This is a genomic window from Streptosporangium sp. NPDC050284, from assembly GCF_044459525.1.
Classification (GTDB): Bacteria; Actinomycetota; Actinomycetes; order Streptosporangiales; family Streptosporangiaceae; genus Streptosporangium.
This window is the reverse complement of record NZ_JBITIZ010000020.1, coordinates 24,432-51,033: the sequence shown is the minus strand read 5'-3', so window position 1 is coordinate 51,033 and position 26,602 is coordinate 24,432. Positions and strand designations below refer to the sequence as shown.

The following is a 26,602-nucleotide window of genomic DNA, read 5'->3' as shown; positions in this document are numbered from 1 at the left end:
CCGCGGGTCGCGTTGCGGGCGAGGGCGTCCCGCGCTCCGGGGAGAACCGGATCCCGGCACGTGCCGCGTCGCGCACCGCAGGGCGGTCCCGCGCTCCGGGGAGGACCTCTCAGCCGCGGCGGGCGCGGCCCTGGTGGCGGCCGGGATACTCGCCGACCACGACCTCCTTGGGAGTGATTCTCAGCAGGTCGGCCTCGGTGTCGCCGATGGCGACGCCCCGTACCTCGGCCCAGAACCGGCGGTCGAGCGGGTCGGCGACGAAGACCGCCACCCTGGGATCGCGCTCGGCGGCCTCCCAGGCGTCGGAGGCGGCGATCAGGCGCAGCTCGCCGCTCGGGCCGACCGAGCTGACCGCACCGACGGCGAGCGCGCGCGGACCGCTGGGATCGGCGTACGCGAGCACCACCTCCCGCGCGTAGGTGAAGGCCGCGCGCACCTCCCCGCTGAGACCCACCGGCGCTCCCGCGTCGCCGGGGAGGCGGCTCCCGCAGCCGTCGCACATGACCAGCGAGGCCCGCCACGGCCCCGGCGCGCCGTGCCACCACGCCCGCACCGACCTCGTGGCGAATACCGCCACCGGTCCGGCGAGCAGTGCGATCCCCGCCCACCAGGCCCACTCTCCCAGTGGGTCGAGCCCGAGAGCCGGTGCCGCTCCGGCCACGCCGAGCAGGATCGACGCCGAGGCGGACAGCGCCAGGACCGCCACCAGCGCGCGGTCGGAGGCCGACGCGCGGGCGAGTCCGAGGGGCAGACCCACCCGGACTCTCAGCCGGCCGAGCGCGAGCGGTACCGCGAGGGCGGCCAGTGCCCAGCTCCGCTCGTCCAGGACGATTACCGCCACCGCGACCGCCGCCGGCACCGACCAGACCCTGACCGCGACGAGCCAGAGCGTCACGTTCACGTCGCGTCTGGCCGTGCGATCGTCACCCGCGGCGACGAACTCGGCCAGCGCCCTGAAAGGCCGCCCGCGCCACGCCTCGACGAGGACGCGCAGGACGAGCAGCACCACCCCGTTGAGGAGCACCAGTCCGGCGAGACTCGCCCAGAGCGCACCCGGTACGCCCGGCACCGGGCCGGAAAGGGGTGGCGGGATCTCCGCGGGGAGGATGGCGACGACCGCGACGTACGCGGCCACGGCGACCAGGGTGATCGAGACCGACGTGCTGAGCCACAGGTCGCGGGCGAGCATGCCCGGCACGTACGACCAGAGCCTGACCCGGTGCGCCCGCCTGAGGGTGATCGCCAGGACGGCGAGCAACACCAGCCCGCCGCCGACCCTCGCCACGGAGGCCAGGCCGAACCCGAACTCCGTCGCGCAGACCGCGACGAGGGCGACGGCGAGCAGGGTCCGGATCTGCCGCGACCATGTCGCCAGGGCACGTCTGGCCCGGCCGGTCTCGCGGGGGTCGACCGGCCAGGCGGGGTCGTGGTGGGCGCGCGGGTGCTCCCAGCGCAGCCGGGCCAGGCCGAGGTTCACCCTCGCGCCCGGGTGGCCGGGCAGCAGGCGCAGCGCCTCGCGGTAGGCGGCCTCCGCGGAGGCGTACTCACCCCGCAGCAGCGCGAGGTCACCGGCGAGAACGTGCGGGTCCGGCTCCTCCGGCGCGTAGCGCACGGCCCTCGCCGCCTGCGCCCGCGACTCGCGCCAGCGTCCCGGCACCCTGCGCAGCGCGGCCCCCAGCCGCATTCGCGCGGCCCAGGAGCCCGGTGCGAGGCGTACGGCCTCCTCGGCCGCGGCCACGGCCTCCGCGTCGCGGCCGAGCCGCTCGAACGCGAGGCTCGCGAGGCGGTATCCCCAGTCGGCGCCGGACTCGGACCTGGGGTCGAGGTCCAGCGCCTTGCGTGCGGCCTCCAGCGCGGCCTCGGGCCGGTCATGGCCCAGCCACGCGGCGGCCACCGCGCACCACTGCCGGGGGTCGGCGGGATCCCGGGGCGGCGGCACAGGTCCCGAGGCGAGGTCGTTTCCTGACCGGGAGCCATGGAGGTCCTGCGGCGACACGGGGACCCGGCCGGAGGCGTTCCCTGACCGGGAACCGACGCGATCTTCCGGAGGGACAGGAACCCGGCCGGGGGCGTTCCCTGACCGGGAACCGACGGGGTCCCGCGGTGGCGGGATCGAGGCGGGATCATCCCCACCGGGCCCGCTCACCACGGCGGCTCACGGGCCTCGCGCTGGCTCCCCACGATCGCCATGGTCGGTGCGAGATCACATTTTGCCTAGATGGCGGTATATGCCTGTATCTCTCTAGAGAGGTCGCTCACAGTGGCCCGAGAACCGCCGAACACCGCCCCACCCAGGGCACAAAACGGACATTCCCCTGTGAATCAATCGCCCAATGCAGCCCCGGGCACTGCCCGGCTTCGCCTAAGCTGCGACGCATGTTCGTCCAGGCCGACAGATCCTGAGCGGCTCATGACCACCGTCATGGCCAGGCGCGCGGACGGCGACCCACGGGCATCAGGGGCCGGCCGGTGGTCGGTCCTCGCCATCCTCTGCTTCAGTCTGCTGCTGATCACGGTGGACGCCACGGTGCTGCACATCGCGGTACCGGCGCTGACGGCCGCCCTTGAGCCGTCCTCCGTGGAGCTGTTGTGGATCATCGACGTCTACTCGCTGATGGTCGCGCCACTGCTGCTCACCTTCGGCACGCTCGGTGACCGCTACGGACGCAAGCGCCTGGTGCTCGCCGGATACCTGGTCTTCGGTGTCGCCTCGGCCGCGGCGGCGTTCGCGCCGACCCCGCTCGCGCTGATCTCCGCACGCGCGCTGCTCGGCCTGGGCGGAGCGATGATCATGCCCGCCACCCTCTCCATCATCCGGCAGGTCTTCACCGACCGGCACGAGCGGGCGATCGCGCTGGGCGTGTGGAGCGCGGTGGCCGCTGCCGGGGCCGCGGTCGGCCCGATCATCGGCGGGGTGCTCGTCGAACACTTCTGGTGGGGCGCCGTCTTCCTGATCAACGTCCCCATCCTGCTGGTCCTGCTGCCCGCCGCGGCCAGGATCCTGCCCGAGTCCCGCAGGCGCACCGGTCAGCCGTGGGACACGCTCAGCGCGGCGCTGTCGGTGCTGGGCATCCTCGGGGTGGCCTTCGGCCTGAAGGAGGCGGGGGCCGGGCATCCGGGCGGGGTGGTGGCGTTCCTGGGCGGGGTCTGGCTGCTGGTGTGGTTCGTCCGCAGGCAGCGCTCACTCGCCGTCCCGTTGCTGGACCTGAGCCTGTTCCGGAGGCGGGCCTTCTGCGCGGGGGTGGGCGGCGTGCTGCTCACGGTCTTCGCCCTGGTCGGGCTGCAGCTCATGCTCGCCCAGTATCTCCAGCTGGTCCTGGGTCACAGCCCGATCCAGGCGGCCGTACGGATGCTCCCCCTCATGATCGCCGCGATCGTGGGCGGTCTGGCCGGGGCACGGCTGCTGCGCTGGTTCGGGCTGCGCGCCACGATGGGCGGCGGGCTGGCACTGACCGCCCTCTCCCTCGCCCCCACCCTGACCTGGCACACCGAGGGACATCCGGTGGCCCTCACGCTCTGTTTCATCGGCATCGGCTTCGGCATCCAGGTCACCCTGCTCGCCGCCTCCGACACGATCATGTCCTCCGCCCCCGAATCCCACGCGGGCGGCGCCGCCGCGATCGAGGAGACCGCCTACGAGCTGGGCGCCGGGCTCGGCGTCGCGGTGCTCGGCACGATCACCACGGCCGTGTACGCCCCCTCGCTGCCCCTGGTCCACGGCGTCGCGCCCGCGATGATGGAGCAGGCCCGCCAGTCACTCGCCTCCGCCGCGCACGTGGCGCGGGAGATCGGCGGTGGTGTGGGAGACGCCCTGCTCGACGCGGCCCGTGTCGCGTTCGTCTCCGGCCTGCACACGACGGTGGCGGTGAGCGTGTTCCTGCTCGCCGCCACCGCTCTGGCCGTGACACTCCTGGTGCCCCGCCGCCCTGTCCGCGAAGAGGGGGACGACCTCTCGTGAGGGGTTTGGGCGGCCTCCGCTCGGTCATCTATCGGTCAAGCATGGGCAGGAACGGGGAATCTAACCAGAATGAGGAACCGTGCGACAAACCCTTCATGATCTTGCTTCCCTGGCCGCCAGACTTGGCGTGGGCGGGATCTTCTTCGCCAACGGCTGGCACAAGCTCGAAGCGGGCCTGAACGCCACCGCCGAGCAGTTCACGAGCCTGGGCGCCTCCGGGCCCTACGTGTGGGCCGCGACCACCATGCTCACGGAACTCATCGGCGGCGCGCTGCTGGTCGCAGGGCTCGCCGTGTCCGCCTGCGGGCTGCTGCTGTTCGCCGAGGCTCTCGCCGTGTTCATCCTGGCCAGCGGCGAGGTGGGCCTGCCGCTCACCGGTGGCGACGCCAAGCTGATCGTGGCCCTTGGCGCCGCCTCCATCCTGCTCGCGGTCGGCGGCGCGGGCCGCCTCTCGGTCGACCACATGGTGGTGATCAAGCGCCGTGAGGCCGAGGCCGCCGAGGACTTCGCCGCCGAGAACGAGGCCGACGACGTCATCGCCTCGCTGCGCGAGCCCGAGACCCATGCGGCGCCCGCCCTCGCCCGGCCCACCTCGGGGAAGAAGCCCGACGAGGGATCCCCGCCCGCCTCGGAGCCGGGGGGATCCACCTCGGAGAGCACCACGGAGAGCACCACGGACACCGCGGAGTTTCCCGCCACCCCCCGTCCTCGTACGCGCACCCGCAAGCCTCCGTCCGGCGCCGCGACGTCCACACCCCCGGCGACCCCCACGACCGTGCCCACACCGGCCGGGCCCCCCGCGCCGGGCAAGACCTCCGACACCCTCGTGGCCGGGAAGAAGGAGCGGCCCTCCACGGGGAGCTGAACAACCCGGGCGCCCGGTCACCCGTCCGGACCTCCGAGGTCCTCGGCGATCCTCCATCGGCCGCGGACGTTCCCTGCCGTCATGCCCGGCCGTTCCTCTCGCGCGGACCGTCACAGCGTCACCCGGTGAGACCCTCGGCACGGTCCTGGGCGTCGAGGACCTCGTCGCCGTGCTCGAAGGCCCACTCGCCGAACGCCCCGATCAGCGGAACCAGCGTCCGGCCCAGGTCGGTGAGCTCGTACTCGACCCTGGGCGGCGCCTCGGCGTAGACCCTGCGGGAGACGAGGCCGTTGTACTCCAGCCTGCGCAGGGTCTCGGTGAGCACCTTCGCGCTGATCCCGCCGATCTCCTCGCGCAGCTCGCCGGGACGCCGGGGACCGGCGCGCAGCGCCCAGACGACGACGGCGTTCCAGGTATTGCCGATCAGGTCGAAGGCGAGCCGGGCACGGCAGTCGGCGAGGAACACGCCGGGTCCTCCAGTCTCTCCGAGACGTTACGCACCGAACGGTGCCCGATGAATTCTCTACCTTCGTCCCACACCAGCAGTCGAGCAGGGGAGGACGGATGCGCATCGGCATCCTCGGGGCGGGCCGCATGGCGGATGCGCTCGGAACGCACTGGGTCCGCGAGGGCCACGAACTGACGGTGAGCGGCCGGGACCCGGCCAAGGCCGCCGCCCTGGCGGGCAGGCTCGGGCCCACCGCGCGGGCGGGGACCTGGGAGGAGGCGGCCGTTTTTGGCGAAGTGACGCTGCTCGCCGTTCGAGACTACGCCGTGACCGAGGTCCTGGAGTCCGCAGGAGCCGCACGGGGGACGCTGGACGGACGGGTACTCGCCGACTGCGTCAACCCCGTCGTCCAGGGACGCTTCACCCTCGCCACCGAGGGCGGTCCCTCGATGGCGCGACGTGTCGCGGAAAGCACCGGCGCACACGTCGTCAAGGCGTTCAACCTGTGCCACGAGGACGTCTGGCGGATGACGCCGCCCGCCTTCGACGGCGTCCCGCTCGCGGTGCCTCTCTGCGGCGACGACCCCGCCGCGCTGGCCGCCGTACGCTCCCTCGTCACCGATCTCGGATGCGAGCCCGTCGACGGCGGCGGTCTGGAACGCGCGGGTCTGCTGGAGGCGACCGCGGCGTTCATGATCGGCCTGTGGGTCGGCGGCGCGGACGCCCGGGCGGTGCTGCCACCCCTGAGGTACGCCTTCGGCGACCCCGGCTGACCGCGATCGAACCGATCGCCATCGGGAAGCGCGACATTCCCGCCTGATGGGAAGCACGGTGAGGAGCACGGCGCCCGGGCGACCCGCGTCCCTCGCTCGGCCTCGTCGCGCTCCCCCGCGACCGATTCCGACCGATCAGATCTCGAAACGGGCCACGCGGCGGAGTTTGTTCATGGCGTCCAGTGCGGCGACCTTGTAGGACTCGGCGAGGGTGGGGTAGTTGAAGACGGCGTCGACCAGATAGTCGATGGTGCCACCGCAGCCCATGACGGCCTGGCCGATGTGGATGAGCTCGGTGGCGCCGGTGCCGAAGACGTGCACACCGAGCAGGGCGCGGGTCTCCGGGGAGACCAGGAGCTTCAGCATGCCGTACGTGTCGCCGATGATCTGGCCCCTGGCCAGCTCGCGGTAACGGGCGATGCCGACCTCGAAGGGGACGTGGGAGGCGGTCAGCTCGTCCTCGGTGGGGCCGATGAAGCTGATCTCGGGGATGGTGTAGATGCCGATCGGCTGCAGGTGGTGGATGCCGCCCAGCGGCTCGCCGCAGGCGTGGTGGGCGGCGATGCGGCCCTGCTCCATGGAGGTGGCCGCTAGCGAGGGAAACCCGATGACGTCACCGACGGCGTAGATGTGCGGCACGGCGGTGCGGTAGTGCTCGTCGACCTGGATGCGTCCCCGGGCGTCGGCGGCCAGCTCCGCGGCCCCCAGGGCGAGTTCGTCGGTCATGCCGTGGCGTCCGGCCGAGTACATCACCGTCTCGGCGGGGATCCGCTTGCCGCTCTCCAGCACGGTCAGCGCGCCCCGGGAGCGGCGCTCCACCGCGGCGACGGTCTCGCCGAAGCGGAAGGTCACCGCCAGGTCGCGCAGGTGGTACTTGAGCGCCTCGACGATCTCCAGGTCGCAGAAGTCGAGCATCCGGTCGCGGCGCTCGACCACGGTCACCTTGGTGCCCAGGGCGGCGAACATGGAGGCGTACTCGATGCCGATCACCCCGGCTCCCACGACCACCATCGAGTCCGGGATGTCCTGCAGTTGCAGGATGCCGTCCGAGTCGATGATGGTGTGGCCGTCGAACTCCACGGTGTCGGGACGGGCGGGCCTGGTGCCCGTGGCGATGACGATCTTGTCGGCGGTGACCTTGGTCTCGTGGCCGTGCTCGTCGACGACGCCGACCGTGTGCGGATCCACGAAGTGGCCGTGCCCGTTGAGCATCGTCACGTGGTTGCGCGACAGCTGGCTGCGGATCACGTCGATCTCCCGGCCGATCACGTGCTGGGTGCGGATCCCCAGGTCCGCCGCGGTGATCTCGTCCTTCACCCGGTAGCTCTGGCCGTACATACCCCGCTGGTTGAGACCGGTCAGGTGCAGCACGGCCTCACGCAGCGTCTTGGAGGGGATGGTGCCGGTGTTGATGCACACCCCGCCGAGCATGTTGCGCCGCTCGACGAGCGCGACACGCCGTTCGAGTTTCGCCGCGGCGATCGCGGCTTTCTGTCCACCCGGCCCGGAACCAAGAACAAGGACATCAAAATCCCTCATAGGCCCCAGTGTGCAGGCAGGAGACGGTCTCAGCCAGACTCACGGAATACCAGATCATGGCAGTCTCGTTAATACCGCCTCACACCGCCGTGCGACTGTAATATCCCCAGCGTCCGCGGAGCGGTACGCGCCGTCACCGCGCGCCGGACCGGGACCGCGGCGCGGCGGCGCCCGTCGTCACCCGCCGTCACCGCGCGTCGAACCCGAGCCGCGACGGCACCGTCACCGCGTGGCGCCACGCACCGTCATAGAGCATCACAAACCGTCACGGCACGCCGACCGGGATCGTGACGCGTCGCCGACCTCTCGCGACTCACACCTGCGCGCCGACCCTGTCGACGATCCTGTCCGCCCCCTCCTTGCGCGCGCAGTGGGCGCAGCAGAACCAGCGCCGGTCGGCCTCGACGCCGTGCCCGACGATGCGGACCCCGCAGTGCTCGCAGATCGGCGCCATCCGCTGGATCGCGCACTCGAAGCTGTCGAAGACGTGCACCGTGCCCTGAGCGTGCACCTCGAAGCTCATGTCATAGTCGTTTCCGCACATTTCACAGGTCGCCATGTTTCCCCCCGAAAACTCGTGGCTTTTCCGGTGAGGGTCCTACCCAGGTATCCGCAGGTCAGACAACCCGTGTCGCCGCGACCGTCCTCGCGGGCGAGGCGCGACACCACAGGCATGACAGGCATCGCCGAAACCTCCGCACCGGCCGCCCCGGGCCGCCCACGACCGGCTCCCTACCGATCTCGTACGGTCCGCGACGCGCTCTGAGAAGACCCTCTTCAGGCTTCAGGCGGGACAGACGTCCCGGTAGGCCAGCTCCCCCAGGTAGGTGCGCCACTCCTCGCGCGACAGGGTGCGGCCCGCACGCTCGCAGACCGCCCGCGTCACCGCCTGCGGCTCGACCGGATACTCGCTCAGGGTGCCGGCCTCGTCGACGGCGATCAGCCGGGCACCGTCGGGGCTGAACGTCAGCGCCCGCAGGTCGCCGGTCTGGGCGACGATCGGCTGGCCGAGGCGGCGCCCGGTCTCGACGTCCCATATCCCCACCGACCGCGCGGTCACCGCCGCGGCGATGAGGTCACCGCGGGGCGAGTACGTCAGGTTGGCCCCCGTTCCCGATCCGCCCCGGATCACGGCGCCCACCCGCTTCCTGCCCCGGGTCTCCAGCACCGAGATCCGTCCCACCTGGTCGGCGACGGCGAAGCGGTCACCCTTCCGGTCGAAGGCGAGCGCGATCGCCGGGATGCTCGCGGTGGGCGAGCCGTAGGTGTCTCCGAACGGCTCGCCGGTGCCCGCGTCCAGCAACCGGTGCTCACCGCCCACGACCGCGAGCGCCCTGCCGTCCGGGGTGAACACCAACCCGTCGGCGATGCCCTGGGGCCGCGACCAGCGGAGCCGGCCGCTGGGCACGTCCCAGACGTGGATCTCCCCCTCCGGCTCCACCCCGGAGTCGTAGTAAAGGGTGTACGAGGCCACAGCGGTGCCGTCGGCACTGATCGCCACGGCGGGCACCTGGCCGTCGCGGGCGAGGGTGACGGTGGTGATCCGCTTGAAGGTGGAGGTGTCCCAGACGGTCAGCCGGGAGCTCTCCCCACCGTTGTTGACCACCAGCCGCCCACCGTCGGCGCTGAAGAGCATCGCGAAGTAGTTGTCCGCACCGCCGGGTCCGATCTTCAGCGAGCCCACGCGTGCGCGACGGCGGACGTCCCGGATCACGACCTCGCTCGCCCCGTCCGCCCTGGAGGCGAGGAACCGCCCGCCTGGGCTGAATGCCGCCCAGCGGGTCCCCGGGCCCTTCAGCGTGACGGGCCTGGTCAGCGCGGAGACGTCGAGGCTCGTCACCGAGTCCTCCGCGAGGTAGCGCAGGGTGCGCCCGTCCGGGTCGAAGGCCACCACCGGGTCGTAGGCGTCGATCCTCTGGGTGAGCAGCAGCCTGCCGTCCTCGACCCGCCAGAGCCGCAGGGCCGTGTCGACCGCCGTGGCCAGGAAGCGCCCGTCGGGACTGAAGACGATTTCGCCGGTCGCCCCCTCCTCGAAGAGCCTGTCCAGCTTCACCCCGGTGGACGCGTCGCGTAGCTCGACGGTCCTGCCCTTGGCGAAGGCGATGGTCGCGCCGTCGGGGCTGTAGGCCAAACTTCTCCGCCCGCAGACGTTGCAGCGGCTCCCCAGCGGAACCTTGCGCAGACCGTCGAGGGTGAAGGCCGACACATCGCCGTTGAGGTCGGCGGTCGCGAACCCGCGCCCGTCCGCCGAGATGTCGCTGCCGATGGCTCCCACGACCGGGGAGTGCCTCTGGCCGGTCACGACGTTCCAGACGATGAACCCCTCCCCCTGCCCGACCATGAGCCAGTCCTCCGACTGCCCGAAGGACGCGGTGGTGTCGCCGCCCGCGTTCCTGCCCTGGACCTCCATGGCGGCGCCCGTCGGCCTGCCGGTCCGCATGTCCCAGATCCTCAGCCTCAGGCCGCTGATCACGGCGAGCCGGCCGCCTCGCGGGCTCAACGCGATCCCGCGCAGGTCGCCGCCGATCCCGGCGAAGCCCCCGGCGCGCCTGCCGGTCCGCACGTCCCAGACACGCACCTCGCCGTCGCTCACGCTGACGAGCGTGCGCCCGTCGGCGCTCAGCGCCCTGAGGGTCTGTATCCCCGTGGCCGGGTCGTGGAAGGCGGCGGACTCCCGCTGGGTCAGTGATCCGGTCAGGCTCGCCCTCGCCTCGGTCACCGGGGCCAGCCTCCAGGCGGCCACGCTGAGCAGCATCGCCGTGACCGGCTCCGAGCTGCGGAGCGTGTCGGCCGTCGCGGCGAGCCTGGCGGCCGTCGCCTGGTCGCGCTGGGAGGCGATGACGGCGCTGCGCGCGTCGGCCACCCTGCCCTGCCACACGGCGAACGCCCCGGCGGCCAGCGCGACGACGAGCAGCACGGCCAGCGTGCCGGAGAGCACCCTGCCCCTGCGTGCCCGGTGCCGGGTGAGAGCGGCACCGGCCTCCAGGAAGTCACGCTCGACCGGGCTGAGCGTGATGTTGCGGCGCCCGGTGGCCGCCCAGCGCATCGCGTTCTCCAGGCTGCCGCCCTGGAACAGGTCTCCGTCCCTGCGTCCCTGAACCTGCCAGCGCCGTGCGGCGGTGAGGATGCCCCGGTGCACGGCCAGGCCGTCCAGGTTGGCCTGGACCCACCCGCGCAGCCTGGGCCAGGCCTGCGGCAGCGCGGGCCGCGACAGCCAGATCTCCCGGTCGTCGTGAGCCAGCAGGTACGCGAAGACCTCCACCAGGCGCCGTACGGCGGCGGCCTCCCCCTCCTCGCGCCCGTCGAGAAGCTCGCCCCACTGCGCACGGCGTACGACGAGCTGGTCGTCGTCGGTCACGGTGACCAGCCGCAGGAAGATCTCGGGGGCGAGCTCCCGCTCGGCGGGGCCGAGCGCGGCGTAGGCGTCCTCGGCGAGGGTGCCGAGCGCGGGGTCCGTCGAGGTCGCACGGATCTGGGACCCGGCGTCGCTGCCCACCGCGAGCAGCCTCGGGGTGTCGAAGGCCCTGTCGCCGCTGACCAGGGCGAGCAGCAGGTCCCTCGCGGTTGGCCTGGACTCGGGGTCCTTGGCGAGCGAGGCCGCGACGAACGGCCGCAGGTGCTCGGGAAGCATGTCCAGCTGGGGCTGCACCGACAGCACGCGGTGCATGACCCCGCCCAAACTCTCCGCCCGGAACGGGTCGGCGCCCGTCGCGGCGAAGACCATGATCCCGCCCCAGGCGAAGACGTCGACGGCCGCGGTCGCGCGCAGGCCCATGAAGATCTCGGGGGCCATGTAGGTCGGGGTGCCCGCCACCATGCCGGTCGCGGTCAGCGACATGTCCTCGGTGCGGGCGACGCCGAAGTCGATCACCCGCGGGCCGTCTGGGCCGAGCAGCACGTTGTCGGGTTTCAGGTCGCGGTGGACGACCCCCGCCTCGTGGACGGCGGTGAGCGCGGTGGCGATCGCGGTCGCGAGACGGTGCAGGTCACCCCCGGTGAAGCGGCGCCCCTCGGCGACGGCCCTGCGCAGGCTGGGCCCTTCCACGTACTCGCTGACGATGTACGGCCTGGGCCCGTCGAGATCGGCGTCCAGCACGCCCGCCGTGCAGAAGGAGGCCACCCGGCGGGCGGCGGCGGCCTCGCGGCCGAACCGGTCGCGCAGCTCGGGGTCGGTCCCCGCGTCACCGTGCAGGACCTTCACCGCGACGCGCGTGCCCTCGGCGTCGTACGCCTCGTAGACCACGCCCTGGCCGCCCGCGCCCAGCCGCCCGGCCAGCCAGTAGCCGCCCAGCCGCTGCGGGTCACCGTCGATAAGTGCCGTACTCAACTCACGCTCCGTTCTCCGGTGGATTGGACGCCCCGGAGGACGGCGAGATTCGGGCGATGTCACAGACTCGGGACATGTCTCGTCCTCCTTACGTGAACGGTGACGAAGCTCTCGCGGCAGAGTTCGATGCCATCCGGCCACGGCTGGTCGGCGTGGCCTACGGCCTGCTCGGCAGCGTCGACGAGGCCGAGGACGTGGTCCAGGATGCCTGGTTCCGGCTGGGCAGGGCGGAGCGTTCGGAGATCGGCGACGTGACGGGCTGGCTGGTGGTCACAGTATCGAGACTCGCGCTGGACGTACTGCGTTCGGCGCGCGTACGGCGCGAGGAGTATGTCGGGCCGTGGCTGCCGGAGCCGGTGGTCGGCGAGGGCGACCCCGCCGACAGGGTGACCCTGGACGAGTCGATGAGCATGGCGATGCTGGTGGTGCTGGAGTCGCTCAGCCCCGCCGAACGCACCGCCTTCGTCCTGCACGACGTGTTCGGGCTGCCGTTCGGGGAGGTCGCGCGCGCGGTCGGGCGCTCGGCCGCCGCGTGCCGGCAACTCGCCGCCCGCGCCCGGGGGCACGTCGCGGCGCGGGCGCCCCGCTTCGAGGTCGACGAGGCCGAGCACCGCAGGGTGGTCGAGGCGTTCGCGCAGGTCATCCGAGGCGGGGACGGCGACGGTGACATCGACACGCTGATGACGCTGCTCGATCCCGACGTGGTGCTGCGCAGCGACGGCGGCGGGGTGGTGGGGGCGGCGAGGCGTCCTGTCCACGGCTCCGAGCGGGTCGCCCGCTTCCTGCTCGGCATCGCCAGGAGGATCGGCCGCGCCGACAGGCTGGCCGTGACCACGGTCAACGGCCGGGCCGGGCTGTTGCGAACGTCGGAGGGCGGGCTCGCCGTCTACGGGCTGACCGTCTCCGAGGGCCGGATCACCGGGATCGACATCGTGAGAAACCCGGAGAAACTAAGGAGCGTCCGATGAAGCAGCGGATGAACATCAGCGAACTCGCCCCCGATGCCTACCGGGCCATGCAGGGGCTGGAGAAATACCTGGCCGGCAGCGGGCTGCCCTACGCCACGAAGGAACTGGTCAAGATACGGGTCAGCCAGATCAACGGCTGCGCCTTCTGCGTCGACATGCACGCCCACGACGCCAAGGCGGCCGGGGAGAGTGACGAGCGGCTGTTCTCCGTGGTGGCCTGGCGGGAGGCGCCCTTCTTCAGTGACGCCGAGCGGGCGGCCCTCGCCCTGGCCGAGGAGGCCACCCTGCTCGCCGTCCACGGTGAGAGGGTGCCGGACGCTGTGTGGGAGGAGGCCGCCAGGCACTACGAGCCCGAGGTACTGGCCGCGCTGGTCGTGACGATCTCGACGATCAACGCGTGGAACCGGATCGTCGTCACCACCCGCGCCGTTCCGGGGACTCTGCGTAGCCAAAGCGGTTGATCGGGAGGGGTGGGGCGCACTAGGTTTGGCTCGCACGGTTGCCCGTGCGAGCCGGACGCGTGAGCGTCCGGCGGATCGGTGTCACAGGACGCGGAGCACGGCGAGCCAGGGAAGGGGACGGATCATGCGGCGACCCACTCGGATCATCCGGTGCCGCCCCGCCCGCACCCCGGGCCTGGATCCGCGACCTCCCTCAGGGCACCCCTGTTGACCTGGTCTTTACGGCAGCCTTATGCGGCGATCTGTAGATACTTCTCATAACGGAACCATCACGCCGGGGGGCTCAATGAAGAGACTTGTGGTCGTGCCACCATATGTCGCGCGGCTGAAGATCAGGGACATTCGTTCCGTGACACGCCGTGGCGCGACCGGTGACGCCAAGGTCGTCGACCTCAGCGCCTACACGGGCCGCAACGTCCTGCGTTTTCCGCGGACGAGCGGTCCCACGTCCGCCGCCTGACCCCCATCGACGACGGACGACCCCACGTCCGGCCTCCTCGCGAAAGACCCGCCACGGCGGGTCTTTCTTCGTTTCCCCCGTTCGGACCGGTCGGCACCTTCGCCCTGGACGAGGGCTTTCCCCGCGCGTCCGCCCGCACGGGGAAAGGCCTTTCGCCGGGAAGTTGCCCGGAGGTGGTCTCCGGGAAGCCTCGATCACTACTTCCCTTCGGGGTCCTCCGGCGTCTGCGACAGCGCGCTCGCCGCGGCGGACTTCTCCGCGTCGCCCCGCTCAGGGTCCGACAGCGTTCTGGACGAGGCCGACGCCGCCTCGGAACCGGTCTCCCCCTGGCTCTCCGGGGCCTGCGACAGCGCGCTGGCGGCAGCGGCCTTCTCCTCCTCGGTCGCGTTGGGATCGGTCAGCGTCCTGGCCGCGGCCGACGCCGCCTCGGAGCCGGTCTGTCCGGAGTTGCTCGTCACGATCTCACCTTTCCTCGAACCGTATCCGCGTCCCTCGCATCCCGGCCCCGGCGGTGGGGTCGAGCGGCTCAACGCACCGCGTGCGACCTCGCCGTTCGTCCGCGACGGGCGCCGACCTCTCACAAGGGTCGGGTTCCTGCCGTTCCGGCCGGTGATGACGACAGCCCAGCCCGGCTACCCCGGTCGCCGGGTTCCAACCGTGCACGCCTCGAACGCGCGGGGACTCAGCCGGCGGCGGTGTCGCGGACCCGGCCGTGGGCGTCGTGCGGGAGGTCGGCGTAGTGCCACTGGTGGTCGCGGGCGTGTTTGCAGGCCGTCTCCAGGTCGCCGCGCTCGATCACCGCGAGCAGCTCGGCGTGGTCGCGGGCGATCTCGTCGAGGTTCACGCCGGTCGCGAGCATCGTGACCGAGGTGCGCGCCTCGATCTGCAGCCCCTCCCAGGAGAGCCTGAGCAGCTCGTTGCGAGAGGCCTCGACGATGCGCCGGTGGAAGGACACGCTCGCTCGCATGGACGTCTCGCCGTCACCTTCCGCGGCGGCGGCGCGCATCGCCTCCACGTCCGATGTGAGCGCCTCCAGCGGGACGGTCCCGGCGAGCAGGGCCAGGCGGATCGCCGTCTCCTCCAGCGCGGCCCGCACGACGTAGCTCTCCCTGAGCGTCTCGTGGACGAAGGGCCGCACGAAGGTGCCCCTTCGTGGCTGGGTCTCCACCAGCCGCATGACCTCCAGCTCGCGCAGCGCCTCGCGGACGGGGGCCTGGCTCGTGCCGTACGTCGCCGCGAGGCGCGTCTCCACCAGCCGCTCACCGGGTCCGAGCCGGCCGGAGACGATCCGGCTGACCAGTGAGTCGCGGATCTGCCGCGACAACGTCAGCCTCGGCAGCTTGGAGGGCTCCTCGGTCATGGAGCGCATCCTACCGAGCATCGATTCTCGCTCATCGATCTCCTCTTGACTCCGGGACGACACCCAGCTTACGGTGCCGATAATCAATTATCGATAATTAACCCATTCGTAACGCAGGGGGCCGGACATGATGATCCAGGCAGTCCACGTGCCCGAGTCCGCGGAGGCCGTGGCGGTCCACTCGGCGAGGGGCGGCCAGATCATGGGCGGCGGCACCGTCGTGATGCCGTTGGTCAGCGGCGGAGCCGCGCCCGGGAGCGAGCTGATCAGCCTGCGCCGGGCCGGACTCGCGGGGATCGAGGTCCGCGACGGCCTGGCCAGGATCGGCGCGGCGGCCCCCCTGTCCTCCGTCGAGGAGCATCCCGGCCTCGGTTTCCTGCGCCCGGCGATGCGCAGCATCGCCTCCCCCACGATCCGCAACCTGGCGACCGTGGGCGGCAACCTGTTCGTCGCGCAGCCGTACGGCGACCTCGCCGTCTGCCTGCTCGCCCTCGACGCGGTGTGCGAGATCGCAGGTCCCGGCGGGCGGCGCGAGGCCCCGGTGGCCGACGTGCTCACCTCGGGAGTCGGCCACGGCGAGTTCGTCACGGCGGTGGTGACGGCACTGCCGGAACCGGGAACCTGGTACTACCACAAGGCCATGCGCCGCAGGCTGAACTCGGCCTCCATCGTGACCGTCGCGTCCGTGACCCGGACCGAGGACGGCGTGGTGACCTCGACCACGATCGCCCTCGGCGGCGTCGCCCCGCGCCCGGTACGCGCGGTCTCGGCCGAGCGGCTGCTGCTGGGCCGCCCGCTGAGCCCCGAGGTCCTGACCGAGGCCGGAGAGGCCGCCCGCTCCGACGTGGCCCCCTTCGACGACGCCTACGCCAGTGCCTGGTACCGGGCGCGTGTCCTGCCCGTGCACCTGCGCCGGGCCTTCACCGGCTAGCGGTCCCACCGCGTCCACCAGTACCCCTCACCTCCTGAAAAGCCCGCCCACCCCCAGAAAGGGCCGGACAATGTCGTCACAGATCGTCTCGCTCGTCGTCAACGGCGAGTCCCGGGAGTTCATCGCCAAACCGGGCACCACACTCCTGGCGGTCCTGCGCGACTCGCTGGGGCTCACCGCGGCCAAGCGCGGCTGCGCGCAGGGAAGCTGCGGCACCTGCACCGTGCTCGTCGACGACCGGCCGGTGACGGCGTGCCTGATCGCCGTGGAAACGGTCTCGGGAGCCTCGGTCCGCACCCTTGAGGGGGTGGCCGCGGGCGGAGACCTCGACGAGGTGCAGAGCGCCTTCGTCGACAACTTCGCCACCCAGTGCGGCTTCTGCACAGCGGGCATGATCATGGTCGCCGAGGCCCTGCTGGACCGCGACCCGGATCCGAGCCAGGAGGACGTGGCCGAGGCGATCTCGGGCAACGTCTGCAGGTGCACCGGCTACCAGCCCATCATGATCGCCATCCTGGACGCGGCCAGACGCAGGCGCGGGGAGTCCCAGAAGCCGGTACCGGCCTCGGAAGAGACGGTGTCGCGATGACCTACCGGCTCGCCCCCATCGACAAGGGCTCATTCGCCGCCGAGCGCGAGGACGACTTCACCGTCATCGGCTCGGTCGTCCAGCGCTCCGACGCGCTGGGGCACGTCACCGGCAGGACCGAGTTCTTCGAGGACGTCGCCCCGCCGGGGATGCTGCACCTGAAGATGCACCGTTCGGCCCGCCACCACGCCAGGATCAGGGGCGTCGACCTGACCGGCGCCCTCGAAGTGCCCGGCGTCACCCGGATCCTCACCCACGCCGACATCCCGAACAACCTCTACACCCCGCTGAAGCTGATCGGCGTCGGGCCGGACGACGAGCCGATCCTCGCCGTGGACAAGGTCCGCTACCTCGGCGAGCCGATCTGCGCGGTGGTCGCCGAGTCCGAGGCCGCGGCCCTGGAGGGCGTGGCCAGGATCAGGGTCGACTACGAGGACCTGCCCGCGGTCTTCGACGTCGAGGAGGCCCTGGCGGAGGGGGCGCCACTGGTCAACGAGTACCACGGCCGCAACTTCTTCACGTACGAGGGACACCACTGCCGGCGGATCCGGTTCGGCGACGTGGAGAGGGCGTTCGCGCAGGCCGACCACGTCTTCGAGTGGCGCTACGAGTCCGCGCCGATCGAGCAGGCTCCCGCCGAGACCACCGGCTGCGTGGTGGTCCCGCAGGCGGACGGCCGGTTGCGCATCCACTCCGACACCCAGGCGTGCTTCTTCACCCTCGACAACACCGCGCTCATCCTCCAGACCCCGTTCAACAAGCTGCGCATCGTCGGCGGGACGGTCGGCGGAGGCTTCGGCGGCAAGGTCGACGTCGTCGTCGAGCCGGTCGCGTGCGTGGCCGCCATGACGACCGGTCGCCCGGTCAAGTTCGTCTACGGCAGGTACGAGGAGATGCAGGTCTCCTCGCCGCGCGCCGCCGAGCGCATCTACATCAAGGACGCCGTGATGGGCGACGGCCGGATCATCGGCCGCAAGGTCACGCTGTACGTCGACTCAGGCGCCTACGCACGGCACACCCCGTACGGCACCACCAAGGCCGCGGCCCACCTGCCGGGACCGTACTCGATCCCGAACGTGTGGGCCGACTGCCACTGCGTGTTCACCAACCGCACGCCCTCCAGCGCGATGCGCGGGTTCGGCGTGACCATCGGCGACTTCGCGCTGGAGTCGCAGATGGACCGGATCGCGAGGGCCCTTTCGATGGACCCGCTGCGGCTGCGCCTGCTCAACGCCTATCGCGACGGCGACCTCAAGGCCCACCGCAAGGTCGCCGAGGGCACGGCACTGGTCGAAGTGATCCAGAAGGCCGCGGAGATGTCCGGGCACGAACTGCCCGAGGCGTACCGCCGGATGTCCTCGACGACACGAGAGGGGCTGTAGGCCATGGCCAGGCTGCGCGGGCGCGGATACGCGTCGGTGAACTACCCGACCGGCATGAACCTCGGCGGCGACCCCTCACAGGCGCTGATCCACTCCACGACCACGGGCACCTTCGTGATCACGCTCTCCTCGGTGGACCTCGGCCAGGGCATCAAGACGATCGCCGCGCAGTGCGCGGCCGAGACGCTCGGCCTGCCGATCGAGAACGTCCTGGTCAACACCGCCGACACCGACACGGGCCCGCACTGCATGGGCACCTTCGCCAGCCGGGGCACCCACCGCGTCGGCAACGCCGTCATCATGGCGGCGGCCGAGGCGCGCGGCGTGATGCTGGAGGTCGCCGCCGAGGAGCTGGAGGTCGACGCCGGGGACCTGGAGACCGACGGCAGCGGCGTCATCAAGCTCAAGGGCTCCGACGAGCCGAGCATCCACATCACCGACCTGGCCATGGCCGCGCACTTCAAGCACGGCCGTACGATCTCCGGACGCGGCATCTTCCTCAAGGAGCCGAGCGTGCCGGTGCCCGAGACGGGAGAGATGGACCCCGACTCGTGCCAGGCGCACGCGTGCACGGTCGCCGTCGTCGAGGTGGACGACGAGACCGGGGTGGTCGAGGTGCTGGAGTTGTACAACGCCTACGAGATCGGCCGCGCGCTCAACCCCGCCATGGCGACCCAGCAGGTCGAGGGCGGTGCCTGGATGGGCGTGTCGCACGCCCTGTTCGAGACCACCGAGCCCTACTACCCGCGGCGCGACCACGGGCCCCGCGACTTCGCCGACTATCTCATGCCGGGCCCGGCCGACATCCCCGTACAGCACAGCCTGTTCCTGGAACGTCCCGCGGGCAACGGCCCCTACGGCGCCAAGGGCATCGGCGAGATGACCGCCAACGCGCCGATCCCCGCCATCGCCAACGCCATCTACGACGCCTGCGGTGTACGTATCACGGCGATGCCCTTCACCCCCGAACGCGTCCTGCGCGGGCTGGACGCCCTCGCGCGAGACGCCCCGCACGAGGTGTCCTCGCGCGAGGACACCTGAACACCCGGCACACCCACCCGATCCGAAGGAACCGATAACCATGCTGAAAGTCGTCTCGCTGCTCAAGCGCGCGGAGAACATGTCCCACGAGGAGTTCGCGAAGTGGGTCGTGGAGGACCACGTCGAGTTCGCCAAGAAGCTTCCCGGGCTGCGCAAGTACACGGTGAGCGTCAGCAACGGCGATGACGCGCCGTTCGACTCGGTGAACGAGCTCTACTTCGACGACGAGGACGCCCGCGCCGCCGCGTTCGGCTCCGAGCACGGCAAGGCCGCCGCGGCCGACGCCGCCGCGCACACCACCCAGCGGGTCCACCTGCTCACGACCGAGCACGCCCAGCTGTGACGCCCGGCGGGGCGTCCCCGGTGTCCGGCGGGTTCCCCTCCGCGCCCGGCGGGTCCTTCCCGGCGGCCGACGGGGCCTTCCCCGCCGACGGGTCCTCCTCGGCGGCCGGGTCCTCCCCGGCGGCCGGCGGAGGGCCGGCGCTCGGCGGAGAGTCGGCGGCCGGCGGAGAGTCGGCGGTGGCCTGCCCGCCGGACGAGCACGCGCTCGCCGCCGCGCTCGAACGGGAAGGGTACTTCGCCGACGAGGGCCTTCGCACAGCCGTCCACCTGGCGCTGCGGCTGGACCGGCCGCTGCTGCTCGAGGGGGAACCGGGAGTCGGGAAGACCGAGGTCGCCGCGGTGCTCTCGCGCGTCGTCGGCCGGGAGCTCATCCGGCTCCAGTGCTTCGAGGGGCTGGACGCCGGACAGGCACTGTACGAATGGGACTATCCCAAGCAACTCCTGCATGTCCGGGTGGCGGAAAGTCGCGGCCAGGAGGTCGGCGACCTCTACCGCGAGGAGTTCCTGCTGCGACGGCCACTGCTGCGCGCCCTGGAGTCCGATCGCGGCGCGGTCCTGCTCATCGACGAGATCGACCGCGCCGACAGCGAGTTCGAGGCGTTCCTGCTGGAGTTCCTGGGCGACTTCCAGATCACCGTCCCCGAGTTGGGAACCATCGGGGCTCGCACGCCCCCGATCGTGGTGCTCACCTCCAACCGGACCCGCGAGCTGCACGACGCCCTTAAACGGCGATGCCTCTACCACTGGATCGCCTTCCCCGAGGTCGACCGCGAGCGGGCGATCCTGCGTGCGGCCGTACCCGGCCTGGAGGAGACGGCGGCCGAAGGGCTGGTACGCGCCGTCCAGCGGGTACGCGAGCTGCCGCTGCTCAAACGGCCCGGTATCGCCGAGTCCGTGGAGTGGGCCAGGGGGGCGGTGACCCTCGCCGAGGGCGGCAGCCCGTGGCCCGTGGCGCTGCGCCGTGCCCTCGGCCTGCTCATCAAGGACGAGGAGGACACCCGGCTGCTCGCCGGGCACGCGGAGGAGCTGTTCGGCGATGTCTGAGCCCGCCGCCGTCGCGGGAGGCCCGTCCCTCGGCTCCGAACCCGTGGTTCTCCCTGAAGAGCCGTCCCCCACAGCCGCTGTCCCCGCGAGGGAGCCGCACGACGATTTCGAGCCCGCCGCCCTCGCCGCGCGTCATCTGTGGGGGTTCCTGTCCGCGCTGCGCGCCGCCGGCGTGACCACCGCGCTGCCGAAACAGGCCGACCTGCTGCGGACGGTCGGCGCGTCACCACCGCGTGACCTGACCGCTTTGTACTGGTACGCCCGGATCACCCTGCTGCACGACATCGGCGAGCTCGCCGCCTTCGACCGGGTCTTCACCGCATGGTTCCGGCAGGGCAGCCCTCCGGACGCCGTACCGCCACCCCCGGCGGGGGAGAGCGAGGCCCCCTCCCCCCAGGGGCCGGGCGAGGACGACCCCGCCCCGCGAGAGGTGCTGCCCGGCGACGGCGTCGAGGCCAGCACGCTCAGCACGTACGGCAGGCGGGACTTCGACGCGGCCGACGACCGGTGGCGCCCGGTCATCCGCGCGCTGGAGGCCGCCTGGCCCGCCGCATTGCCCCCGACCCCGTCCAGGCGGCGGCGCCCGGCGCGTTCCGGCGACCGGCTGGACATGCGGCACACCTGGCGTCGGACGCGCCGCCACGACGGGGAGATCATCGAGCTGCGCCTGCGCGCCCGGCCCCCGCGCCCGCGCCGCCTGCTCATCCTGGTCGACGTCTCGGGCTCGCTGCGGCGGCACACCCCCGACCTGCTCCGCCTGGCGCACACGGCACTGCGCGCGGCGCCGGCCCGCACCGAGGTCTTCACCTTCGGCACCCGGCTCACCCGGATCACCTCCGTGCTGTCGCACCCCCACCCCGGCCGGGCGCTGCGCGCGGTGTCCGAGCTGGTCACGGACGCCGACGGCGGTACCGCGATCGGGGCGGCGCTGCACGAGTTCCTGGGCGTCCCCCGGTTCGTGGCGCTCGCGAGGGGCGCGCTCGTGATCGTGCTCTCCGACGGGCTCGAACGCGGCGACCACGTCCCCATGGTCCGCGCGACCGCCCGCCTGTCCCGCCTGGGCCACCGGCTCGTCTGGTGGTCACCGCTGGCGTGCTCCCCCGACTACAGCCCGGTTACGCGCGCCATGGCCGCCCAGCTCCCCCACCTGGACCACCTCGGCGGCGTGCGCGACCTGCCCACCGCCCTCGCGGAGGTCCGCCGCCTCCCCGCGGTCCTGTCCGGCCCTCGGGGCGCGGCGGCCAGGCGGTGGCCCATCCCACGCCCCACGGGGACCCGCCCATGACATCCCTCACGGTCCCGCGTCCCCGCCCAGGGGCCGGAGGGCTCCACGCCGGAGGTATTCGATGAACGACACCACCGCCCGTCCGGCTCCCGCCGGGATCGTCGACGCGCACCACCACATCTGGCGCGCCACCGACCTGCCCTGGCTCCAGGGAGAGATGATCCCGCGCATCTTCGGCCCCTACGAACCGATCCGCCGCGACTACCCGGTGTCGGAGTACGTCGAGGAGGCCACCGCCTGCGGCATCACCTCCTCGGTCTACGTCCAGGCCAACTGGTCTCTCGACCGCTGCCTGGACGAGGTGCGCTGGCTGCGCGACACCCACGCGGAGACCGGCTGGCCGATGGCCGTGATCGGCTCGGCGGACCTCTTCGACGAGGGCGCGGCCGACGTGATGCGCCGCCAGGCCGCGCTCACCCCGCTCATGAGGGGAACCCGCCTGCAACTGCACTGGCACGAGCGGCCCGAGTTCCGTTTCGCCTCGGCCCCCGACCGCATGAAGGATCCCGTCTTCCGGCGCAACATCGCCTCGCTCGCCGACCTCGGCTGGCTGTTCGAGCTCCAGGTGTTCACCGACCAGATGGCCGACGCCGCGAGTTTCGTGGACGACTTCCCCGACGTCACGTTCGTGCTGGTCCACGCGGGGATGCTCGAAGAGTCCGGGGCGTCCCGGGTGGCGGAGTGGAAACGCGGCCTGAGGCTGCTGGCCGAGCGGCCCAACGTCGTGGTGAAGCTCACCGGCCAGGGCACGTTCGTGCACCGCGTGGACCGCTCGCTGATCGAGATGGTCGCGGACACCTGCCTGGAGGCCTTCGGTTCCCACCGCTGCATGTGGGGCAGCAACTTCCCGATCGAGAAGATCTGGACCGACCTTCCCACCCTGGTCTCCACCTGGCAGGAGGTTCTCGCCCGCCGGTCCCCCCAGACCGTCCAGAACGTGTTCGCCGCCACCGCCCGCCGGGTCTATCGCCTGTGAGAGGCCGCCGGGAGTGAAGGCCGATGTCGTCACCCGGCCGTCGGCGGTGAGGACTCGGCTCAGACGTACGCGCCACCGGCCGCCCCTGGTCCGTGTTGTCGGAGTACGCCGCGCGTGACGAAGCTCTACAGCCCGAAGGCGCCGCCCTCGATCAGGATGAGCAGGCCGACGCCGACCAGCACGATCGGCAGCAGAATGTGTCCCCACCGGCTCAGTGCCCTGGCGACGATCGGCCGAGTGGCGAAGAACCGCCCGGCAACGCACCACACGGCCACCAAGGCCAGAAAGACGGTGACGTAGACGGCCATCGATCCGATGCCGGCGGTGGCGAAGACGGGGACGTACACGCCGATGTTGTCGCCGCCGTTCGCGAAGGTGACCGCGGCCACCTCCAGGACCTTGGGCCCACCGGCATGCTCCTCCGCCGTCTGCCCGGCTCCGTTGCGCCCGTCGCGGTGGGCCTTCCACGCCTGCCGGCCCGCCTTGATGCCCAAGGCCAGCGGGAGCAGGCCCAGGTAGGGCAGGACCGGCTCGGGGAGGAAGGTGGCGCCGAAAGCCGCGGCCACCGCCACAGCCAAGATGCCCAGGAAGCCGAGATACTGACCGGCCACCACCCGCGCGGCGGCTCCGCGATGTCCGGTGCCCTGGTCGAAGAACAACGCCAAGATCAAAATATCGTCGATGTTGGTTACAGCGAACAATCCCACCGCCTGCCCGATGATGCCCGCATTCACGATGAGACGTTCCCCTCAACCCCAAGATGTCCCCGGCGACCCTACCGGCCGCGAAAACGACGGGCGATCACGGTGTTCTCGCTGCACAGCCCCAGAACGTCCAGGAGCCGAGAAGGGGGCCGGAGTCAACTCCGGCCCCCTTTTCTGGCGAGCGTTATGCGGGTTCGGCTTTCGTACCCAACGCTGCTTCTCTGCTCTGAATCAGCTCGGAATCAGCTGCAGCCGCTGGTGGAGCCGCAACCCTCGCAGACGTAGCAGCTGCCGGCGGGACGCATCTTGGTTCCGCAGGTCATGCAGAGAGGCGCGTCGGCGGTGCGGCCCTGGTGGGACTCCAGGGAGCCGGTGCGGCTCGAGGTCTTTGCGGGTGCCGCCTCGGGGCGGGACTGCGGCTCCTCGATGGGAGCCGAGGTGGCGAGCTCGGCGATGACCTCGTCGGTGTGGATCGGGGCCGGGTCCTCACCGCGCTGCTGGGCGGCACGCTCGGAGGCGGAGAAGATCCCGAGGGCGGCGCGGTCGTCGTAGGGCAGGTGGTCCAGGGCCAGACGGCGGAAGATGTAGTCCATCACCGAGGCGGCGATGCGGACGTCCGGGTCGTCGGTCATACCGGCCGGGTCGAAGCGCATGTTGACGAACTTGCCGACGTACGTCTCCAGCGGCACCCCGTACTGCAGGCCGATGGAGATCGCCACCGAGAACGCGTCCATGACGCCCGCGAGGGTCGACCCCTGCTTGGACATCTTCAGGAAGACCTCACCGAGGCCGTCGTCGGGGTAGGACGAGGCGGTCATGTAGCCCTTGGCACCTCCCACGGTGAAGCGGGTGGTGGTGCTGGGGCGCTGGTTCGGCATCCGGCGGCGGGTCGGGCGGCTGATCTCCACGACCTGGATCGCCGGCTCGGCGGGCTTCTCCTTCTCCTCGGTCTTCTTGCCCGAGGCCGAGAGGGGCTGGCCGACCTTGCAGTTGTCGCGGTAGACCGCCAGGGCCTTCAGGCCGAGCTTCCAGCCCTCCATGTAGACCTGCTCGATGTCCTCGATCGTCGCGGACTCGGGAAGGTTGACCGTCTTGGAGATGGCTCCGGACAGGAACGGCTGGGCCGCGGCCATCATGCGCACGTGGCCCATGGGGGCGATCGCGCGCTCGCCCATCGCGCAGTCGAACACCTCGTAGTGCTCGCGCCGCAGGCCGGGGGCGTCGACGACATGGCCGTGCTCGGCGATGAACTCGACGATCGCCTCGACCTGCTCCTCCTGGTAGCCGAGCCGCCGCAGCGCGCGGGGAATCGTCTGGTTGACGATCTGCATGGAGCCGCCGCCGACGAGCTTCTTGAACTTGACCAGGGCCAGGTCGGGCTCGATGCCGGTGGTGTCGCAGTCCATCATCAGGCCGATGGTCCCGGTTGGGGCGAGGAGCGAGGCCTGGGCGTTGCGGTAACCGTTCTTCTCACCGAGCCTGAGGCACTCGCTCCACTGGCTGGAGGCCTCGCGGTGGATGGCACCGTCGATCTCGTCGAACGTGCGCAGGGCCTCGTTCGCGTCGTTGTGCTTGCGCATGACCCGCTTGTGCGCGTCGGCGTTGCGGGCGTAGCCGTCGTAGGGGCCCACGACCGCGGCGAGTTCGGCGCTGCGGCGGTAGGAGACGCCGGTCATCAGCGAGGTGATGGCCCCGGCGACCGCCCGGCCGCCGTCGGAGTCGTAGGCGTGGCCGGTGGCCATGAGCAGCGCGCCGAGGTTGGCGTAGCCGATGCCCAGCTGGCGGTAGGCGCGGGTGGTCTGGTCGATCTTCTCGGTCGGGAAGTCGGCGAAGGTGATGGAGACGTCCATCGCGGTGATGATCAGCTCGGTGATCATCACGAAGTTCGCGATGTCGAAGGTGTCGTCGTCCTTCAGGAACTTCAGCAGGTTGATGCTCGCCAGGTTGCACGAGGAGTTGTCCAGGTGCAGGTATTCCGAGCAGGGGTTGCTGGCGGTGATGCGACCCGTCTCCGGACTGGTGTGCCAGTCGTTGATCGTGTCGTCGTACTGGACCCCGGGGTCGGCGCACTCCCAGGCGGCCTTGCCCATCTTGCGGAACAGCTCTCTGGCGTCGATCTTCTCGATGACCTCGCCGGTGAGGCGGGCGCGCAGGCCGAACTCCTCACCGTTCTCCACCGCGCGCATGAACTCGTCGGAGACGCGCACGGAGTTGTTGGCGTTCTGGTACTGGACGGAGACGATGTCCTTGCCGCCCAGGTCCATGTCGAACCCGGCGTCACGGAGGGCGCGGATCTTGTCCTCCTCGCGCGCCTTGGTCTCGACGAACTCCTCGATGTCGGGGTGGTCGACGTCGAGGACGACCATCTTGGCGGCGCGGCGGGTGGCGCCCCCGGACTTGATGGTGCCCGCTGAGGCGTCCGCGCCGCGCATGAAGGAGACCGGGCCGCTGGCGGTGCCCCCGCTGGAGAGCAACTCCTTGGAGGAACGGATCCTGGAGAGGTTGACGCCGGAGCCGGAACCCCCCTTGAAGATCACCCCCTCTTCCTTGTACCAGTCGAGGATCGACTCCATCTGGTCGTCGACGGCCAGGATGAAGCACGCGCTGACCTGCTGCGGCGACGCGGTGCCGACGTTGAACCAGACGGGCGAGTTGAAGCTGAAGACCTGGTTGACCAGGGCGTGCTTGAGCTCGTGGTCGAAGATCTCGGCGTCCTCGTCGGTGGCGAAGTAACCGTGCTCGACCGCCGTACGCGTGTAGACGCCCACCACCCGGTCGATCAGCTGCTTGAGGCTCCACTCCCGCTGCGGGGTGCCGACCGCCCCGCGGAAGTACTTGGTGGTCACGATGTTGGCGGCGTTGACCGACCACGACCGGGGGAACTCGACACCGCGCTGCTCGAAGTTGATCGAGCCGTCGCGCCAGTTGGTCATGACGACGTCGCGGCGCTCCCAGACCAGCTCGTCATAGGGATGCACACCTGGCGTGGTGAAGATGCGCTTCATCTTCAGGCCCTTACGCGGCCTCTTGCCTCCACGTGTCACCGCACCGGCGGTCTCCGTCATGACTTCCCCCTTCTGGGGCTCCGTGGAACCCTCGAATCGGACCACACCAACGCGCCGCATCACCCCCGACGCCCGGGGTCTGTA

Annotated in this window: 23 protein-coding genes; 14 read left to right on the top strand and 9 right to left on the bottom strand. The window is 71.3% G+C overall.

Features of this window, described 5'->3' with window-relative positions; translation table 11 throughout:
* Positions 1-109: 109 nt before the first annotated feature.
* Entirely contained in the window at positions 110-1,939 is a 1,830-nt protein-coding gene (locus ACIBH4_RS33975; protein WP_362518812.1) for a tetratricopeptide repeat protein, read from the bottom strand.
* A 471-nt stretch (positions 1,940-2,410) separates the two neighbouring features.
* On the opposite strand from ACIBH4_RS33975, the gene ACIBH4_RS33970 reads away from it, so the two are divergent.
* Both ACIBH4_RS33970 and ACIBH4_RS33965 read left to right on the top strand, forming a co-directional pair.
* Complete coding sequence (locus ACIBH4_RS33970; protein WP_362518809.1) at positions 2,411-3,958, top strand: MFS transporter; 1,548 nt, start codon at positions 2,411-2,413, stop codon at positions 3,956-3,958.
* 79 nt (positions 3,959-4,037) lie between these two features.
* On the top strand, positions 4,038-4,823 hold the full coding sequence (locus ACIBH4_RS33965; RefSeq protein ID WP_362518806.1) for a DoxX family protein: 786 nt from the start codon (positions 4,038-4,040) through the stop codon (positions 4,821-4,823).
* A 118-nt stretch (positions 4,824-4,941) separates the two neighbouring features.
* On the opposite strand, the gene ACIBH4_RS33960 is transcribed toward ACIBH4_RS33965, so the two are convergent.
* Positions 4,942-5,289, bottom strand: coding sequence for a helix-turn-helix domain-containing protein (locus ACIBH4_RS33960; RefSeq protein ID WP_362518802.1), 348 nt, complete (start codon positions 5,287-5,289; stop codon positions 4,942-4,944).
* A gap of 41 nt (positions 5,290-5,330) precedes the next feature.
* Here ACIBH4_RS33960 and ACIBH4_RS33955 point away from each other — a divergent pair, with 41 nt between their 5' ends.
* On the top strand, positions 5,331-6,044 hold the full coding sequence (locus ACIBH4_RS33955) for an NAD(P)-binding domain-containing protein (RefSeq protein WP_362518797.1): 714 nt from the start codon (positions 5,331-5,333) through the stop codon (positions 6,042-6,044).
* Between the two features lie 135 nt (positions 6,045-6,179).
* Here ACIBH4_RS33955 and sthA read toward each other — a convergent pair whose 3' ends face one another.
* The 3 genes from sthA to ACIBH4_RS33940 form a co-directional block, all read right to left on the bottom strand.
* Entirely contained in the window at positions 6,180-7,583 is a 1,404-nt protein-coding gene (gene sthA, locus ACIBH4_RS33950; RefSeq protein WP_362518792.1) for a Si-specific NAD(P)(+) transhydrogenase, read from the bottom strand.
* 313 nt (positions 7,584-7,896) lie between these two features.
* Positions 7,897-8,142, bottom strand: a complete 246-nt coding sequence (locus tag ACIBH4_RS33945; RefSeq protein ID WP_362518789.1) for a hypothetical protein — start codon at positions 8,140-8,142, stop codon at positions 7,897-7,899.
* Between the two features lie 225 nt (positions 8,143-8,367).
* Entirely contained in the window at positions 8,368-11,910 is a 3,543-nt protein-coding gene (locus tag ACIBH4_RS33940) for a serine/threonine-protein kinase (protein ID WP_362768989.1), read from the bottom strand.
* A gap of 74 nt (positions 11,911-11,984) precedes the next feature.
* Between ACIBH4_RS33940 and sigJ the strand changes: the two genes are divergently transcribed.
* The 3 genes from sigJ to ACIBH4_RS33925 all read left to right on the top strand — a co-directional run bounded on the left by sigJ (position 11,985) and on the right by ACIBH4_RS33925 (position 13,799).
* Complete coding sequence (gene sigJ / locus ACIBH4_RS33935; protein ID WP_362768987.1) at positions 11,985-12,878, top strand: RNA polymerase sigma factor SigJ; 894 nt, start codon at positions 11,985-11,987, stop codon at positions 12,876-12,878.
* Positions 12,875-13,339, top strand: coding sequence for a carboxymuconolactone decarboxylase family protein (locus tag ACIBH4_RS33930; RefSeq protein WP_362518775.1), 465 nt, complete (start codon positions 12,875-12,877; stop codon positions 13,337-13,339). Before sigJ ends, ACIBH4_RS33930 begins: the two co-directional genes overlap by 4 nt.
* Positions 13,340-13,643: 304 nt before the next feature.
* Entirely contained in the window at positions 13,644-13,799 is a 156-nt protein-coding gene (locus tag ACIBH4_RS33925; protein WP_362518772.1) for a hypothetical protein, read from the top strand.
* A 197-nt stretch (positions 13,800-13,996) separates the two neighbouring features.
* On the opposite strand, the gene ACIBH4_RS33920 is transcribed toward ACIBH4_RS33925, so the two are convergent.
* Entirely contained in the window at positions 13,997-14,257 is a 261-nt protein-coding gene (locus ACIBH4_RS33920; RefSeq protein ID WP_362518767.1) for a hypothetical protein, read from the bottom strand.
* Between the two features lie 224 nt (positions 14,258-14,481).
* Positions 14,482-15,159, bottom strand: a complete 678-nt coding sequence (locus tag ACIBH4_RS33915; RefSeq protein WP_362518763.1) for a GntR family transcriptional regulator — start codon at positions 15,157-15,159, stop codon at positions 14,482-14,484.
* A 127-nt stretch (positions 15,160-15,286) separates the two neighbouring features.
* Here ACIBH4_RS33915 and ACIBH4_RS33910 point away from each other — a divergent pair, with 127 nt between their 5' ends.
* The 8 genes from ACIBH4_RS33910 (at position 15,287) to ACIBH4_RS33875 (ending at position 22,749) form a co-directional block, all read left to right on the top strand.
* A complete protein-coding gene (locus tag ACIBH4_RS33910; RefSeq protein ID WP_362518759.1) occupies positions 15,287-16,090 on the top strand; it encodes an FAD binding domain-containing protein in 804 nt (267 codons plus the stop codon).
* A 70-nt stretch (positions 16,091-16,160) separates the two neighbouring features.
* Positions 16,161-16,679, top strand: a complete 519-nt coding sequence (locus ACIBH4_RS33905; protein WP_362518756.1) for a (2Fe-2S)-binding protein — start codon at positions 16,161-16,163, stop codon at positions 16,677-16,679.
* On the top strand, positions 16,676-18,061 hold the full coding sequence (locus ACIBH4_RS33900) for a molybdopterin cofactor-binding domain-containing protein (protein ID WP_362518751.1): 1,386 nt from the start codon (positions 16,676-16,678) through the stop codon (positions 18,059-18,061). Before ACIBH4_RS33905 ends, ACIBH4_RS33900 begins: the two co-directional genes overlap by 4 nt.
* 3 nt (positions 18,062-18,064) lie before the next feature.
* Positions 18,065-19,102: a molybdopterin cofactor-binding domain-containing protein gene (locus ACIBH4_RS33895; protein WP_362518748.1), complete on the top strand. Its 1,038-nt coding sequence runs from the start codon at positions 18,065-18,067 to the stop codon at positions 19,100-19,102.
* A 40-nt stretch (positions 19,103-19,142) separates the two neighbouring features.
* Positions 19,143-19,445, top strand: a complete 303-nt coding sequence (locus ACIBH4_RS33890) for an EthD family reductase (protein ID WP_362518745.1) — start codon at positions 19,143-19,145, stop codon at positions 19,443-19,445.
* 20 nt (positions 19,446-19,465) lie between these two features.
* The gene (locus ACIBH4_RS33885; RefSeq protein WP_362768984.1) at positions 19,466-20,488 is read left to right on the top strand and encodes a MoxR family ATPase; all 1,023 of its coding nucleotides are present in this window, start codon (positions 19,466-19,468) and stop codon (positions 20,486-20,488) included.
* Positions 20,481-21,773: a VWA domain-containing protein gene (locus tag ACIBH4_RS33880; protein ID WP_362768981.1), complete on the top strand. Its 1,293-nt coding sequence runs from the start codon at positions 20,481-20,483 to the stop codon at positions 21,771-21,773. Before ACIBH4_RS33885 ends, ACIBH4_RS33880 begins: the two co-directional genes overlap by 8 nt.
* Before the next feature lie 61 nt (positions 21,774-21,834).
* Positions 21,835-22,749: an amidohydrolase family protein gene (locus tag ACIBH4_RS33875; protein WP_362518732.1), complete on the top strand. Its 915-nt coding sequence runs from the start codon at positions 21,835-21,837 to the stop codon at positions 22,747-22,749.
* A gap of 125 nt (positions 22,750-22,874) precedes the next feature.
* Here the strand turns inward: ACIBH4_RS33875 and ACIBH4_RS33870 are convergent, their stop codons facing one another.
* Together ACIBH4_RS33870 and ACIBH4_RS33865 are read right to left on the bottom strand one after the other, a co-directional pair.
* Positions 22,875-23,483 carry a cadmium resistance transporter gene (locus ACIBH4_RS33870; protein WP_362768979.1) on the bottom strand — a complete coding sequence of 203 codons (609 nt, stop codon included), beginning with the start codon at positions 23,481-23,483 and terminating at the stop codon, positions 22,875-22,877.
* A 212-nt stretch (positions 23,484-23,695) separates the two neighbouring features.
* Entirely contained in the window at positions 23,696-26,518 is a 2,823-nt protein-coding gene (locus tag ACIBH4_RS33865) for a vitamin B12-dependent ribonucleotide reductase (RefSeq protein WP_362518704.1), read from the bottom strand.
* Positions 26,519-26,602 lie beyond the last annotated feature (84 nt).

Excerpts from the sequence above, each read along its gene's own strand:
- ACIBH4_RS33895 (WP_362518748.1), top strand. The coding sequence starts at position 18,065 with ATGGCCAGGCTGCGCGGGCGCGGATACGCGTCGGTGAACTACCCGACC.
- sigJ (WP_362768987.1), top strand. The coding sequence starts at position 11,985 with ATGTCTCGTCCTCCTTACGTGAACGGTGACGAAGCTCTCGCGGCAGAG.
- ACIBH4_RS33875 (WP_362518732.1), top strand. The coding sequence starts at position 21,835 with ATGAACGACACCACCGCCCGTCCGGCTCCCGCCGGGATCGTCGACGCG.
- ACIBH4_RS33905 (WP_362518756.1), top strand. The coding sequence starts at position 16,161 with ATGTCGTCACAGATCGTCTCGCTCGTCGTCAACGGCGAGTCCCGGGAG.
- ACIBH4_RS33970 (WP_362518809.1), top strand. The coding sequence starts at position 2,411 with ATGACCACCGTCATGGCCAGGCGCGCGGACGGCGACCCACGGGCATCA.
- ACIBH4_RS33945 (WP_362518789.1), bottom strand. The coding sequence starts at position 8,142 with ATGGCGACCTGTGAAATGTGCGGAAACGACTATGACATGAGCTTCGAG.
- sthA (WP_362518792.1), bottom strand. The coding sequence starts at position 7,583 with ATGAGGGATTTTGATGTCCTTGTTCTTGGTTCCGGGCCGGGTGGACAG.
- ACIBH4_RS33910 (WP_362518759.1), top strand. The coding sequence starts at position 15,287 with ATGATGATCCAGGCAGTCCACGTGCCCGAGTCCGCGGAGGCCGTGGCG.
- ACIBH4_RS33880 (WP_362768981.1), top strand. The coding sequence starts at position 20,481 with ATGTCTGAGCCCGCCGCCGTCGCGGGAGGCCCGTCCCTCGGCTCCGAA.
- ACIBH4_RS33890 (WP_362518745.1), top strand. The coding sequence starts at position 19,143 with ATGCTGAAAGTCGTCTCGCTGCTCAAGCGCGCGGAGAACATGTCCCAC.
- ACIBH4_RS33930 (WP_362518775.1), top strand. The coding sequence starts at position 12,875 with ATGAAGCAGCGGATGAACATCAGCGAACTCGCCCCCGATGCCTACCGG.
- ACIBH4_RS33900 (WP_362518751.1), top strand. The coding sequence starts at position 16,676 with ATGACCTACCGGCTCGCCCCCATCGACAAGGGCTCATTCGCCGCCGAG.
- ACIBH4_RS33915 (WP_362518763.1), bottom strand. The coding sequence starts at position 15,159 with ATGACCGAGGAGCCCTCCAAGCTGCCGAGGCTGACGTTGTCGCGGCAG.
- ACIBH4_RS33865 (WP_362518704.1), bottom strand. The coding sequence starts at position 26,518 with ATGACGGAGACCGCCGGTGCGGTGACACGTGGAGGCAAGAGGCCGCGT.